Here is a 15530-nt window from a genome sequence, read left to right on the forward strand (position 1 = left end):
AAAAAGCAAAATCAGTTACATTATCGCTTCTTTTTTTTATTTCTTAAATTATATGTTTTATCTCCTTTAGTTTTAGGTTTTTTATATTTTTTCTTAATCTCTCTTTGGTATGAACCTCCCAGATTTACTTTTTTGTTTTTTTCTTTCTTTTCATGAAAAGAGGCTCCAACCTCATGATTAGGACGTTTATGAGGATTGTTGATTTCTTTAACCTTGGGTTGTTCTTCTGGAGTAAGTTGGTCAGAAATTTCTACACCAGAGGGAATGTCTAATTGCTCGATTTTCATTTCCATCAAACTTTCGATAGCCTCTAGATGTTCTTGTTCTTTTTCTGTAGTAAGTACAAACGAGACTCCTTCTTTTTCTGCACGACCGGTTCTACCGATACGGTGCATATAATTTTCTGGATATTCTGGAGTATCGAGATTAATTACCTGGCTTACATTTTCTATGTCCAAACCTCTGGCCATTACATCTGTAGCGATCAATATTCGATTTTCTCCTTTTCTAAATTGCTCTATACTCCGTAATCTATAGTTTTGAGTTTTATTAGAGTGGATAATACAAATCTCGTCTGCATATTTTTTTTCTAACTGCTCAAATAAACGATCGGCGATCTTTTTAAAACCAACAAAAATTAGTGTTTTGTGATAGGTTTCTTTATCAGAAAGCAATTGTTCGAGCAGATTAACTTTTGTATAAAAATTTGGAATCTTGTAACCATACTGTTTGATGTTTTCAAGAGGTGTTCCGCTTTTGGCAATTGATATTTTTTGTGGTTTGATAAATATTTCCGAAATCATTTGGTCTACTTCATCTGTCATTGTAGCCGAAAACATAATATTTTGTCGCTGCCGCGGAAGGATATCAAAAATATTCATCAATTGATGTCTAAATCCTAAATCCAGCATTACATCCACTTCATCGATTACCAGTTTCTGAATAGATTTAAGTTGTAAAGCTCTGCTTACAGCCAGGTCATATAAACGCCCTGGAGTAGCAACTATAATATCTAATCCTTGCGAAACGGCTTGTTTTTGTGTATTGATATTCGTACCTCCATACACTCCTGTTATTCGCACATTGATATACGTAGAAAGTTTTTCGATTTCATCTACTACCTGTACAACAAGTTCTCGTGTAGGAACTAATACCAATATTCTTGGGTTTTGTTGTACAGAATATTTTAGCATCCTTAAAATCGGAAGCATATAGGCATATGTTTTACCTGTACCTGTTTGCGCAATACCTACAACATCTTTTCCAGACATTACAGGAGCAAAAGCTTTTTCCTGAATAGGTGTAGGGGTCTCAAACCCTAAATCATCAAGGGCATTAAGAAGTTGTGTATTTAGATTTAAATCTTGAAAAGTCAATTGATCTATTTTTTTTGATGCTACAAAGGTAGCCTTATTTTGGGACTGTGAACATTTTGGTTACTTTTGACTTTCTAATACGATACTAATGAAGAAAATTATTGCCTTTGCAGGTTCTAATAGCAGTACTTCTATTAATCAGAAACTCGTAGAGTTTGTAGTTTCAGAAATAAAGGGACATGATATAAGAATAATTAACCTGGTAAATTATGCTATGCCAATGTATAGTGAAGATGAAGAAAAAAAAGCTGGTTTTCCCGGGATGGTTATGGGGCTAAAACAAGAAATTTCTGAGGCTGATGCGTTGATTATTTCGGTAAATGAACATAATGGGAGCTGGAGTGCTTTTTTTAAAAATGTAATAGATTGGTTGTCTAGACTAGATCGTAATTTTCTGGAAGGAAAGAAGATCTTATTAATGAGTACTTCTCCCGGAAAAAGAGGAGGATTAAGCTCATTAGAATTTGCTAAAAATGTGTTTCCCAGATTTGGTGCCGAAATTGTAGAGAGTTTTAGTTTTCCTTCTTTTTATGATAATTTTTCTATAGAATCCAATACTGTAACAGATGAGACACTTTTATTGGGATTAAACGAAGTTCTCAGTACTTTTGCACATCAAATCTAACGAGTAAGTGCGAAGTGTTCAACAATATACTTTAGAAGATTTTTCAGAATTTAAAAGCAAGCTATTACATTGGGGACAGCAATTTGAAGAGGCTATTTGGCTAGATTCTAACCGCTACTCACAGCAATATTCTAGTTATGATGCCGTATTGGCGGTAGATGCTTTTACGACGATTAAAACCGATTATTATAATGGCTTTGATAAGCTAAAAGAATATCAAAGCGTAACTTCGGATTGGATTTTTGGTTATCTTTCTTATGATCTTAAAAATGATACAGAAGATTTAGTTTCTGAAAATAAGGACGAGTTATGTTTTCCGGATTTGTACTTTTTTCAACCTAAAAAACTTTTTCTGCTCAAAGGAAATATTCTTGAAATGCATTATTTGAGAATGGTAGATGATGAAATGGAGGAAGATTTTAAGGTAATCTCTGAGTATTCATTACTCAAAAAAGATATTACAGAGCAACCTTGTGGTAAGGTAAAAATAAGCTTGCGTATCACAAAAGATGAATATAAAGAGAAGGTAAATGAAATGCTTGCCCATATACACCGAGGAGATATTTATGAAGCGAATTTCTGTCAGGAGTTTTTTGCAAAAAACAGTTGTATTGATCCTTTACAGACATACTACCACTTAAACGATATTTCAAAACCTCCTTTTGCCACATTTTTTAGGATGAATGGTCACTATTTGCTATCGGCTTCACCAGAACGCTATTTGCGAAAAGAAGGACGAAAAGTAATTTCACAACCCATAAAAGGAACAGCAAAAAGATCACAAGATATTAATGAGGATAAGAGGCTAGTATCAGACCTTTATGGTGACCCCAAAGAGCGATCAGAAAATGTAATGATTGTAGATCTGGTACGAAATGATTTATCACGAACCGCAACCAAAGGGTCGGTTATTGTTGAGGAATTGTGTAAAGTGTATTCGTTTAAACAAGTGCATCAAATGATATCTACGGTAACTTCTACAATTAATGATACCATTTCTCCTGTTGATGTTATCAAAACAACTTTCCCAATGGGAAGTATGACCGGAGCTCCCAAGATTTCTGCAATGCAAATCATAGAAAACCTCGAAAAATCTAAAAGAGGTTTATATAGTGGAGCCGTAGGGTATTTTACTCCAGATGGAGATTTTGACTTTAATGTAGTAATCAGAAGTATTCTCTATAATGAGGAGCGACAATATATATCATATACGGTTGGTGGAGCTATAACTGCCAAGTCAGACCCCGATAAAGAATACGAAGAATGTTTGCTTAAGGCAAAAGCAATGCGAGAAGTATTAGAAAGTATGTAGTAAAAGTATACAGGTAATTATAAACTGCTCCTCGCTTCACTAAATAAGATTCCTCCTAAAACTCTTTCGTACATCAATGATAATTTCTTTGACTTCTTGTGCAGTTATCTCTTTAATTTTAGCAATTTCTTCAAAATTTAATTTTCCGAAAACAAAGAGATCAATAATTTTAGAAGTCTCTATGGGGAGCCAACTATAGAATTTACCTAATAACTTCTGTTTTCTATACTCAGGGGAAGGTTCAGAATCTATAACCTTAAGGATATCAGAATCCATATCATTGTATATAAAATTCTGCTTTTCTTCAGAATTTTGATGATAACAAATATCATCTAACTCTTCTTTCATAATAAGTTCATTATTACCTTCTACAGTATAGTTTTCTTCGAGTCTTTCGAGTTCTTCTTTAAGAAAATAACTGGTGCTAATACTTTTTTGATGCCATCCTTCGCGAATGTATAATTCATCAATAAGCTCATCGGCAATTTTAAAAAGTTGAAGTTCTAGAGATAAGGTGTCTATTTCGACATCAAGATCATCATGATAAAGTTTCAATATTGCATCGTCTATAATACCATTAGAGCAATACATGTTCTGAGGTAAAATGCCTACGCTTTCTGCAATATATAATCTGTGTTTTACATAGGGATGTAAGTGTGGTACAATGGATAATAATTTTTTACTAAATTCCCTTTGATCATCAGCCTCATAAAATTCTTGTAATTCATGTGTCCTATTCATTTATCAGTAATTTAAGAGTTGCTTTCTAAAAATAAGAAAAACAAATCGAAAAAAGTGTTAAAAACCTGATAATCAATATGTAAAATGTAGTTTGATAGAAAATGGTTATCGCAATTCAAAATCGTATATTTGAAAAATCGAAAAACTTCAATCCAAAATCTGTTGTTACAAGAGTTTAAAGATCATATTACCGAAAACCTTTCATTTCTATCGGAAAGCAAACTACTAATTGCGTGTAGTGGTGGATTAGATAGTGTTATACTTGTAAGGCTTTGCCAGGCATTACATCTGAAATATAGTATTGCGCATTGTAATTTTAAACTAAGAGGAGGAGAAAGTGATGAGGATGCAAACTTTGTTACTCAATTGTCTGATGAACTTCAATCTTCGGTTTTTATTACACAATTTGATACCAAAAATTATGCTGTAGATCATAATTTGTCAATACAGATGGCAGCCAGAGAGTTACGCTATGATTGGTTTAAGAAATTAGCTCTAGAACATCAGTTTGATTATATTCTTACTGCGCATCATACAGATGATAATCTAGAGACTTTTTTAATTAACCTGTCGAGAGGTACAGGAATAGAAGGATTAACGGGTATACCAGAAGTTAATGGGATTTTTGTACGGCCGTTATTACCTTTTTCGAGAACGCAAATTTTGGCGTATGCAAAAAAGAATAATTGGCAATGGAGAGAAGATAGTAGTAATAAGAGTGCAAAATATCTTAGAAATAAACTTCGTCTTGATGTAATTCCAGAGTTAAAAGGTGTTAATCCTCAGTTTTTAGAGAATTTTAATACCACCTTAGAATACCTAAAACAGAGTAACGAATTTATTAAAAATCAGGTAACTCAACTTAAAAAAGAGTTGTTCGAGGTTTCAGAAAATGATATCATTAAAATACCTATTAATAGATTAATGGATTACGGAGACCCAAAAGCTAGCCTGTATTTTTTATTAAAAGAATATGGTTTTACAGCATGGGGTGATATAGAACATATGATCACTGGTCAGTCCGGGAAGCAGATTTTTTCGGGAACCCATCGTTTGGTAAAGGATAGAGAATATTTGTTATTGAGTCCGATATCAGAAAAAATAGAGGATCGCAATTATAGCATACCTGAAGCCGAAAGTATGTTAATGATTCCCCCGGGAACACTCAAATTTAAGATGATATCTGAAATATCGGATATTGATCTGAAGACCATTTATGTTGATAAAGAAAAGTTAAAGTATCCATTAACTGTAAGAAAATGGAAAGAAGGCGACTATTTTTATCCTCTGGGAATGAAAGGAAAAAAGAAATTGAGTAAATATTTTAAAGATGAAAAATTATCTTTACTAGCCAAAGAAAGAGTATGGTTATTATGTTCTGGAAAAGAAATAATTTGGATTATAAACTATAGAGCAGATAATAGATTTAAAATAATACCCCAAACAAAACAAATACTTAAAATTACAATAGCCTGATGCGACACCTCTTATTATTACTTACCACTGTTTTATTTTCTACAACGCTTTTTTCACAAACACTGGATCCTATTAAGTGGAAAGCTACTATAGAGAAGGAAACTGATGATACTTTTGTTTTATACTTTGAGGCGACTCTTGATGAAGGGTGGCATTTATATTCTCAAAATGAAGCAGATAGCGATGAGATAGCTCCAACACCAACAGAGTTTACTTATAATAATACTCCAGAGAGTTATGCACTTATTGGAGAAACGATAGAACCTAAAGGTATCGAGAAGTTTGATAATATCTTCGAGATGGATGTGAAGTATTTTGAAGATAAAGTGACTTTTTCTCAAAAAATCAAGCGTATAGACAAGACACTGCAGCAAATTAAAGCAGAAGTATTTTTTTCGGTTTGCGATGATGAGAAATGTCTGGCTCCAGAGGTTGTAGAATTTGACATCAATCTTTCTGGAGAAGCAATCGAAAATAAAGGAGATCTGGCTAGTATTACAGCAGAGGACCAAAAAAAGTCTGAAGCATTATATATTGATATAAAAGGTAAAGATGTTTTTCCTTCAGAACAAGTAGAGGAGAAAAGTTATTTTAATATTTTCCTTTTAGGGTTTTTGGGAGGATTAATTGCCTTATTAACACCTTGTGTATTTCCTATGATACCTCTTACGGTTTCTTTTTTTACCAAAGGAGCCAAGGATCGTAAAAAAGGATTATTTAATGCTATTTTGTATGGTTTTTTTATATTCATTATTTATATTTTATTAAGTCTTCCTTTTCATTTGTTAGACTCATTAGATCCAGAGATATTGAATAATATTTCGACAAATGTGACGCTTAATATTGTCTTCTTTGTCATTTTTATTGTATTTGCAATATCCTTTTTTGGTTATTTCGAAATTACCTTACCAGCTTCCTGGAGTACCAAGCTTGATAGTAAAGCTACAAGTATTGGGGGAGTGATAGGTATATTCTTTATGGCATTAACACTAGCTCTGGTATCCTTCTCGTGTACAGGACCTATTTTGGGATCATTACTAGGAGGTTCTCTAAGTAGTGATGGGGGAGCGATGCAATTAAGTTTTGGTATGGGAGGCTTTGGATTAGCCTTAGCATTACCGTTTGCACTATTTGCGTTATTTCCTAATTGGTTAAATTCTTTACCAAAAAGTGGTGGATGGTTAAATGCTGTAAAAGTAGTCCTGGGCTTTATCGAACTGGCATTAGCATTTAAATTCCTTTCAAATGCAGATCTTGTTGAGCATTGGGGGATTTTAAAAAGAGAAATATTTATAGGTATTTGGATAGTAATTGGCTTGGGTATGGTCTTATACCTTTTCGGAAAAATACGCTTTCCCCACGATAGCCCAATACAAAAATTAAGTAAAGGAAGAAAAACTCTGGGTATTATTACCTTGGCGTTTGTTATTTATTTGGTTCCTGGGCTTACGAATACCGCTTATGCGAATCTAAAATTGCTAAGTGGTTTTCCTCCACCATTATTTTATAGTATTTATGAAAAAGAAGCTCATGGACCTTTAGGACTTAATGCATATACCGATTTTGAAGCAGGAGTACAAGCTGCCAAAGCCCAAAACAAACCTATTATGCTTGATTTTACAGGTTGGGCTTGCGTGAATTGCCGTAAAATGGAAGAACAAGTATGGAGCCACCCAGAAATTATCGATATCCTTAAGAATAAGTACGTTTTAATCTCTTTGTATGTTGATGATCGAGAGAAGTTATCAGAAGATGATCAATTTAAATTCTTAAAACCTGATGGAAGAATTAAATCTATTAGGACAGTAGGAGATAAATGGGCAACATTTCAGACTTTAAACTTCAAAAATAATTCACAACCTTATTATGCATTATTAGATGCAGATATGAATTTACTCAACAAGACTACTGCTTATACTCCGGATACAAATGAATATCTTAAATGGTTACAGAAAGGCCTAAAGAATTTTACTAAATAATAACATAACTATATAAGAGTATAAGTTTTTATTATGATGTTGTTGTAAGTACATAGAGAATTTTCGACTTTACTAGTGCAAACTGTAATAAAGTTGAATGATACCTATTGAAAAAATAGAACTTTCTCAATGTTTCCCTTTTATTGAAGAAGCGTTAAAAAATGAAATTATTTCTTTCGGGAAATTTAAAAATATCCCAAAAGGTGAATATGTAGTAAAACAAGGAGCTTATCTTAATTTCTTACCAATCATTATAGATGGTTTAATTAAAATGTATGCCGAAGAAGATGAGGTAGAATTTCTTTTATATTATATACATCCTAACCAATGTTGTATACTTAGTTTTAATCACTTATTTAGTCAGGAAGCAGTCCGTTTTTCAGCAAAAACTGAAGAGGATACCAAAGTATTGTGTTTGCCTATTGATAAAGTAAAAGAATGGTTTGTTAAGTATCCATCTTTTACACGAATTATATTGAAGGATTTTCAACGAAATTATGAAGACCTTCTAAATACAACAAAACAAGTGGTTTGTTATAAAATTGAAGATAGACTAGTTAATTTTCTTAACAAAAAAGCGAAGCTTCAAAATTGTAATATGATCCAAATGTCTCATAAAGAAATAGCATCGGACTTAGGAACCTCTAGAGAAGTTGTTTCCAGAATAACCAAAAAATTACAAGCTTCAAACTTATTAATTCAACATAAACGACATATAGAACTGCTACAAGGTTATCCGTCCTGAAATTACCCCATAAAATTGATGAAAAGGTGTCTGAAAAGGCACCTTTTTATGTTAGAATACTACAGGTTTTTTAACTTTTTATTGAAAAAATGCTTTGTTAAATAGGGATATAACACTTTTTTAACAGTAAACAGTAACTTTTGTCACCGTTTGTGAGCATTCTGCCCTCTTAAATTTGATCAAAAATTGAGGAACAGAAAAATTCACAAATTATGAAAAAAACGTTATTTTATGTATTCTTAGGACTATCCATCTTTACTTCTTGTAGCGATGATGATGATACAGGAACACCCCCAGGAGAACCTGATGAGGTTGTAAACCAAGTGGTATTTAATGAAATCAAATTTCAAGGAACAGACTTGGTAGAAATTTTTAACAAAGGAAACCAAGAAGCAGACCTTAGTAATTATTGGTTATGTTTAGGACCAGGAACATACCAACGTATAGGAAGCTTAACACCAGAAAGCGGTAGTGTTGTTATTCCGGCTGGGGGGTATTTGGTATTATCATACGATCTTCCTGATGCATCAGGAGGACTAGGTCTTTATTCTACAGATTCTTTTGCAAGCTCAGATGCTATAGTAGATTTTGTGCAATGGGGAGCAGGAGGAAGTCCTAGAGAAAATGTTGCCGTAGCAGCAGAGATATGGACTGCAAATGATTTTATACCTACCATAGGCAATCCTGATAACAGTATTGTTTTTGATGGTGAAGGCAACGGATCAGCAAATTGGGCAGAAACTACCTCTGTTACTTTTGGAGAAGAAAATGTATTGATGATGCCTAATAACAATGTGCGTTCTATAGTAATTAATGAAGTGAATTATGGAGAAGATAACCTAATAGAACTATATAATAACGGAACTGTAAATGTTGATCTTAATCCATATTGGTTATGTTTAGGACCGGGAAGATATCTTCAAATCCAAAACGCATCAATAACAAGTGGTAATAACAATCTGGCACCAGGAGAGTTTTTGGTTGTTAATTGGAGTGAACTAGGAGATAGCGAAGGATTAGGACTATATTCTAATAATTCTTTTACAAATTCAGAGTCAATTATAGACTTTGTACAATGGGGAGCAGGAGGAAGTCCTAGAGAAAATGTAGCCGTAGCAGCCGGAATATGGACTGCTGGTGATTTTGTGCCACAAGTAGTATTACCAAGTTATAGTATTGCTTTTGATGGAGAAGGAAATGCATCTACAGATTGGTCAGAGGCAGTGAATACTACTTTTGGTAATGCTAATGATACACAAAGCAATACAACTTCATTTAATATCACGATTACAAATAAAATCAATTATCTGGCAACAAAGGTTTTTAATACTCCAGATGGTGCAGCAGGACCGGGACCCGTTACAACAATAAATGGTAGTTATTCTATTCAATTTAAAGCGGTTCCGGGAGCAAAATTAAACTTTGCAACAATGTCTGCAGCGACCAATGATTGGTTTTTTGCGCCAAAAATGGTTGGGATAGACCTCTTTGATGCCAGCAAAAACCCAATTACAGGAGATATAAGCTCTCAAATTTATCTATGGGATGCTGGTACAGAAGAGGAAGATCCTGCAACCATAGCAACAGTTCCGAATGGTGCAACAGCGGGTACTCCAGATGATGACAATACAGTAAGGTTGGTAACAGATGATGTAACCAGTTATTTAAGAACAGAATTAACATATGATGCAGGAACAAAATATTTTACATTAAAACTTACCAATCTTGTGGGGGCACTTGGGGCTACACCAATCGTGTTAACACCGGGGTTAGTAGTACTGCATGCTCAGAATGCGCCTCTATTTACTGTAGGAGAACCGGATAGAGGATTTGGATTAAAGGAGATCGCTGAAGCAGGACAACCAGGTACTTTAAATGATTGGTTTAACGAGACCGGATCTCAGGGAGCTCCATTACGATTATCATCAACGATAAGTGTATTCTCTCCGGGCATTGTCTATGCTTTTAATACCAATAGTGATCCTTGGTTTACACAAGGGGAATCAGCAAGAGCAGCTAGTGGAGTAGAACAAATTGCAGAAGATGGTAATAATCAGATGGCTTACGAATACCTTAAAGGATTAGGAGTGCCAACAGCCAAAAGCACACAAACAGCTCCTGTTGGACCAGGAGAATCTTTAACTTTTACAATTCAGGTTCCTAATGGACAAGGTTATAAATTAGGTTTCGGGACGATGTTGGTACAGACAAACGATTGGTTTATAAGTTATAATAATAATGGTGTGGCTTTATTTAATGCAAGTGGTACTCCAACATCAGGAATTTCAAATAGTCAACAAACGTATCTCTTTGATGCAGGAACAGAAGAGGATGAAGATGTAGGTTTTGGAATGTTTCAGGCTCCAAGACAAGGCCCGGCTAATACAGGAGCTGCAGATGATAATACGGCAATTCGAAGAGTATCTTCATTAGATGATGTGCAATTTGGAAAAGGAACTATTAATAGTGCACCGGGAGTAACCTGGTTTGGAGACCCAAGAGGAGGGTATAACCTGATAGAAGTTAACATACAACCGCAATAGAGTGACTAAGAACAAATAAAAAGATCTTATATGGGGATATAGATCGTTCTTAGATTTTAAAAACCTTTGGCGATAATGTCAAAGGTTTTTCTTTTGTTTCGCTTTATCATACCTAGTAAGTTGTTAAAATCTCCTTAAAACTATCTTGCTGGCAGTACCATTTTTTTATCTTCAGCAATAAACTAAACTAAAACCAATGCGATCAGTCAGATTTATTCTTTTAAGAAGCATAGTACTTCTTTACACAAGTATTATGTTCTCACAGGAAGCAGATTCCTATAATGTAAAAGAACACTATACAAAACAAGAAGTTGATATTGTGATGAGAGATGGTGTTAAACTTCACACTACCATTTATACACCAAAGGATACTTCAAAAAAATACCCAATTTTAATGCATCGAACTCCGTATAGTTCAAGACCATACGGTAAAGATGAATTTAAATCTAAAATAGGTCCAAATGAATTTTTAATGAAAGAAGGCAATATTGTTGTTTATCAAGATGTACGTGGACGTTGGATGAGCGAAGGAGTTTATGATAATATGAGAGCCTATATTCCTGGTAAAAAAGGAAAACAATTTGATGAAGCCAGTGATACCTATGATACCATAGATTGGTTGGTGAAGAATGTACCGAATACCAATAAAAAAGTAGGAATATGGGGAATCTCATATCCTGGTTTCTATGCAACGTATTCTTTATTAGATGCACACCCAGCTTTAAAAGCAGTATCGCCACAAGCATGTATTGGGGATTTCTTTTTTGATGATTTTCATCATAATGGCGCCTATCTGTTAAGCTATTGGAGAGCTACAGCAGTTTTTGGGTATGAAAAAACTAAACCAACAACAGAGAGTTGGTATACTTTTCCCGACCTGAAAAGTAAAGATCAATATCAATTCTTTCTGGATGCTGGACCTTTAAGCACTTTAGATCAGTATTATAAAGAAGATAATGTATTTTGGACACAATTAAAAGAACACCCGAATTATGATGAATTCTGGCAAAAAAGAGGGATAATTCAACACTTAAAAAACCAAACGATCAAACCGGCAGTAATGACTGTAGGAGGTTTGTTTGATGCCGAAGATTTATATGGTCCTTTTGAGACCTATGAAAATATCGAAAAGAAAAGTGATAATTATAATATTATGGTATTTGGGCCATGGAGTCATGGGGATTGGGCAAGAACCAAAAAGCGCCAAGCTATTGGTAATGTATATTTTGGAGATGACCTTTCTTTAAATTTTCAAAAAAATGTAGAAACTACCTTTTTTAATCATTTCTTAAAAGGAGATGCCGATGGAAAAACCGGGTTACCAGAAGTTCAAATTTTTGATACCGGAAAAAAAGAGTGGAATTCTTATGAAAGTTGGCCACCTGCAAATGTAGAAAAAAAGACATTCTACCTTTCTGCCAATGATGAGTTGTCTGGTAAAAGTGGAGCCGGGGTTTCAGAATTTATAAGTGACCCCAAAAAACCAGTTCCATATTCCGAAGATGTTAAAATGGTATTTACACCAAGAAAATATATGACAGATGATCAACGATTTGCAGCGCGTCGTCCCGATGTGTTAGTTTTCGAAACCCCTGTTCTTACCGAGGACATGACGTTATCGGGAGAAGTATTAGCAAAGCTAAAAGTAGCTACGACAGGTACAGATGCAGACTGGGTAGTAAAATTGATAGATGTGTATCCTAATGATGCCAAAGATACCGAAGAAACACAGGAATATTTAAAAATGGCTAATTATCATATGATGGTTCGTAGTGAAGTGATGAGAGGGCGTTTTCGAAATGATTTTAGTAAACCCGAACCTTTTGTTGCTAATCAAAAAACAGATGTAAATATTAAACTACAGGATATACATCATACGTTTAAAAAAGGGCATAAAATACAGGTTCAGGTGCAAAGTACCTGGTTTCCTTTAATCGATTTAAACCCACAAACTTATGTTCCTAATATCTTTAAGGCAGCTGCTTCTGATTATACCAAGCAAACGCATAAAGTATATCATGATTCTGCAATAGAAGTTATGATTTTAAAGTAACCAATTAACCCTAATATAGATACTATCATGACCAAAATAAAAATCAGTGTATTGCTATTTTCTTCTTTTCTGGCGTTAACCGGCTGTAAACAAGAAGTAAAAGCGCCAGAACAGGATACTGCTTCACAAGCAGAGATCATCGAAGAACAATCAAAAAAACTAAACGATTGGTTCGAAGCACAGTTTCAGCAAGAAATTGACAAATCACCAATGATGCAAACGTATTTAGGAATTAAAACAGATGATTATGGTAAATGGGATGATATTTCGTCTAAACAGGAAGCAGAAGATTTAGAAAGAGCAAAAGAACGCTTTGCCTATTTAAAAGACTCTGTAGATGTATCTCAATTAAATGATGCAACTGCTCTAAGCTATAAATTGATGAAAAAAGATCTCGAAAATGAGATTGCAGACTTTCAATACAGGTTTTATGACTATCCTGTAAATCAAATGTTTGGAATGCAATCAAGAATTCCTGCTTTTCTTATCAATATGCATAAAATCAAGGACAAGAACGATGCAGAAGCTTATATTTCAAGATTAAATGGTGTCAATGAAATGTTTACCCAAGCGATAGAAAATATAAAGATTAGAGAAAAGAATGGTATCCTTCCTCCTAAGTTTGTATTTGCCAAAGTTCTTGATGATAGTCGTAATATTATTGTAGGGCAACCATTTGATAAATCTAATCAGGAAAGTACGTTATTAGCGGATTTCAAAAGTAAAATCTCGACACTTAAATTATCTGATGAAGAACAGAGCGAATTAGTGTCTAAAGCAGAAAAAGGACTCGTAGAAAGTGTAAAACCAGCGTATGATAATCTTATCACATTATTAGAAGGACAACAACAAAGAGCTACTACTGATGATGGCTGCTGGAAATTTCCTAAAGGAGCTGCGTTTTATGATAACGCACTACAACGTACGACTACTACTACGATGACAGCAGATCAGATTCATGAGCTTGGATTAAAAGAAGTGGCTCGTATTCATAATGAGATGCGGGATATTATGAAGCAAGTTAAATATGAAGGAACATTACAGGATTTTTTCAAGTATATGAAAGAAGATAAAAAGTTCTATTTTGCGAATACCGAAGAGGGAAAAGCAGCATACCTTAAACAAGCAGTTGGATTAATCGATACAATGAAATCCAAACTTGATGAACTTTTTATTACCAAACCCAAAGCAGATATTATTGTAAAAGCAGTAGAGCCTTTTAGAGAAAAAAGTGCAGGAAAAGCCTTCTATCAAAGTGGAACTCCTGATGGCTCAAGACCAGGAACGTATTATGCCAATTTATATGATATGACAGCAATGCCAATCTACCAGATGGAGGCTTTGGCATATCACGAAGGTATCCCCGGGCATCATATGCAGAGATCTATTGCACAAGAATTACAGGACATCCCAAAATTTAGAAAATTTGGTGGGTATACAGCATATACAGAAGGTTGGGGATTGTATACCGAGCTGTTACCAAAAGAAATAGGAATGTATAGTGATCCGTATTCAGATTTTGGTAGACTCGCAATGGAACTTTGGAGAGCTTGTCGATTGGTAGTGGATACAGGAATTCATAGCAAAAAATGGAGTAGAGAAGAAGGAATTAAGTATTATGTAGATAATACTCCTAATGCAGAAAGTGATGCTGTAAAAATGGTAGAACGCCATATTGTTATGCCAAGCCAGGCTACAGCATATAAAATAGGAATGATTAAGATTCTTGAACTACGCGAAAATGCAAGAAAAACTCTTGGAGATGCATTTGATATTAGAGAGTTTCATGATGTAGTATTAACTAATGGAGCTGTACCACTTACGATATTAGAAGAATTGATAGGAGAATGGGTAGCTAGTAAAAGTGCAGATAAGACCAAAGAAGAAGTAGGTTCTTAATACTTTAACCCATTGCGCATTTTGATGTTAATGGTATAAAAAGCGTCAATTCGAGTGGTTTTTCGGAATGAAATGGAGAAAAACTGCACTTCGACAAGCTCAGCAGGACTATCGAGAATAGCTTTTTTAATCAGACCTCACAGGTTTTTAAAACCTGTGAGGTCTTTTTAGTTTATTGTTTTCGGGCTTAGATAACAGAATGTACATATCAAGAAATCATAGAATTTTCAAATTGTGAATATCTATTATGCGCATTCGTGGTTAGCGTTTTTTTAAAAATATATATTTGCCATCCTAAAAAAAAGATATGAGCACAACTTGGTATGAATGTAAAGTAAAGTATAGAAAAATAGATGAATCTGGAGTACAGAAAGTTACGACAGAACCTTATCTGGTAGATGCTTTATCCTATACAGAAGCTGAAACCAGAATTAACGAAGAAATGTCAGCATATATTAGTGAAGAATTTAAAATCACCAATATTAAGATTGCAAATTTTGCAGAGATACATCCTTTTGAGAATTCTGATCGATGGTTTAAGTCAAAAGTAGCCCTGGTTTCTTATGATGAAGAAAGCGGTAAGGAAAGAAAGTCGAGTATGTACCTGTTGGTACAGGCTAATGATGTAAAAGAAGCCTATGATAATACCATTAGTGTGATGAAGGACTCTGTTAGTGATTATACTGTACCTGCAATTTCAGAATCTCCGATTATGGATGTTTTTCCTTATTTCTCAGGCGAAGAAGAGCAATTTGATAAAGCTCAACCGGTAGTGGTAGCA

10 protein-coding genes and 1 pseudogene are annotated in these 15530 nt (G+C 34.2%); 9 read left to right on the forward strand and 2 right to left on the reverse strand.

Annotated features, from left to right (window positions below; all coding sequences use genetic code 11):
• Positions 1–20: 20 nt before the first annotated feature.
• Positions 21–1376 (reverse strand): DEAD/DEAH box helicase, encoded by a 1356-nt coding sequence (locus Z053_RS0105575; protein ID WP_025664055.1) that lies wholly within the window; start codon positions 1374–1376, stop codon positions 21–23.
• A gap of 88 nt (positions 1377–1464) precedes the next feature.
• Here Z053_RS0105575 and Z053_RS0105580 point away from each other — a divergent pair, with 88 nt between their 5' ends.
• Entirely contained in the window at positions 1465–2001 is a 537-nt protein-coding gene (locus tag Z053_RS0105580) for an NADPH-dependent FMN reductase (RefSeq protein WP_025664056.1), read from the forward strand.
• Positions 2002–2008: 7 nt separating this feature from the next.
• A complete protein-coding gene (pabB, locus tag Z053_RS0105585; RefSeq protein ID WP_025664057.1) occupies positions 2009–3313 on the forward strand; it encodes an aminodeoxychorismate synthase component I in 1305 nt (434 codons plus the stop codon).
• 39 nt (positions 3314–3352) lie between these two features.
• Here the strand turns inward: pabB and Z053_RS0105590 are convergent, their stop codons facing one another.
• Complete coding sequence (locus Z053_RS0105590; protein ID WP_025664058.1) at positions 3353–4054, reverse strand: hypothetical protein; 702 nt, start codon at positions 4052–4054, stop codon at positions 3353–3355.
• 129 nt (positions 4055–4183) lie between these two features.
• Between Z053_RS0105590 and tilS the strand changes: the two genes are divergently transcribed.
• The 7 genes and pseudogenes from tilS to Z053_RS0105625 form a co-directional block, all read left to right on the forward strand.
• A complete protein-coding gene (gene tilS, locus Z053_RS0105595) occupies positions 4184–5530 on the forward strand; it encodes a tRNA lysidine(34) synthetase TilS (protein ID WP_241459810.1) in 1347 nt (448 codons plus the stop codon).
• Complete coding sequence (locus Z053_RS0105600) at positions 5530–7509, forward strand: protein-disulfide reductase DsbD family protein (RefSeq protein WP_025664060.1); 1980 nt, start codon at positions 5530–5532, stop codon at positions 7507–7509. The genes tilS and Z053_RS0105600 overlap by 1 nt, the downstream gene beginning before the upstream one ends.
• A gap of 97 nt (positions 7510–7606) precedes the next feature.
• Positions 7607–8254 (forward strand): Crp/Fnr family transcriptional regulator, encoded by a 648-nt coding sequence (locus Z053_RS0105605; protein ID WP_025664061.1) that lies wholly within the window; start codon positions 7607–7609, stop codon positions 8252–8254.
• Between the two features lie 212 nt (positions 8255–8466).
• Entirely contained in the window at positions 8467–10797 is a 2331-nt protein-coding gene (locus tag Z053_RS0105610) for a spondin domain-containing protein (RefSeq protein WP_025664062.1), read from the forward strand.
• A gap of 196 nt (positions 10798–10993) precedes the next feature.
• Positions 10994–12850: a CocE/NonD family hydrolase gene (locus tag Z053_RS0105615; RefSeq protein WP_025664063.1), complete on the forward strand. Its 1857-nt coding sequence runs from the start codon at positions 10994–10996 to the stop codon at positions 12848–12850.
• Positions 12851–12877: 27 nt separating this feature from the next.
• Positions 12878–14749 (forward strand): DUF885 domain-containing protein, encoded by a 1872-nt coding sequence (locus Z053_RS0105620; protein WP_025664064.1) that lies wholly within the window; start codon positions 12878–12880, stop codon positions 14747–14749.
• 307 nt (positions 14750–15056) lie between these two features.
• A pseudogene (locus Z053_RS0105625) lies at positions 15057–15498 on the forward strand (DUF4494 domain-containing protein); the annotation flags it as partial.
• Between the last annotated feature and the right edge of the window lie 32 nt (positions 15499–15530).

Source organism: Aquimarina megaterium XH134, from assembly GCF_000520975.1.
Taxonomy (GTDB): domain Bacteria; phylum Bacteroidota; class Bacteroidia; order Flavobacteriales; family Flavobacteriaceae; genus Aquimarina; species Aquimarina megaterium.

Excerpts from the sequence above, each read along its gene's own strand:
- Z053_RS0105580 (WP_025664056.1), top strand. The coding sequence starts at position 1,465 with ATGAAGAAAATTATTGCCTTTGCAGGTTCTAATAGCAGTACTTCTATT.
- Z053_RS0105590 (WP_025664058.1), bottom strand. The coding sequence starts at position 4,054 with ATGAATAGGACACATGAATTACAAGAATTTTATGAGGCTGATGATCAA.
- Z053_RS0105600 (WP_025664060.1), top strand. The coding sequence starts at position 5,530 with ATGCGACACCTCTTATTATTACTTACCACTGTTTTATTTTCTACAACG.
- Z053_RS0105605 (WP_025664061.1), top strand. The coding sequence starts at position 7,607 with ATGATACCTATTGAAAAAATAGAACTTTCTCAATGTTTCCCTTTTATT.
- Z053_RS0105610 (WP_025664062.1), top strand. The coding sequence starts at position 8,467 with ATGAAAAAAACGTTATTTTATGTATTCTTAGGACTATCCATCTTTACT.
- Z053_RS0105615 (WP_025664063.1), top strand. The coding sequence starts at position 10,994 with ATGCGATCAGTCAGATTTATTCTTTTAAGAAGCATAGTACTTCTTTAC.
- Z053_RS0105620 (WP_025664064.1), top strand. The coding sequence starts at position 12,878 with ATGACCAAAATAAAAATCAGTGTATTGCTATTTTCTTCTTTTCTGGCG.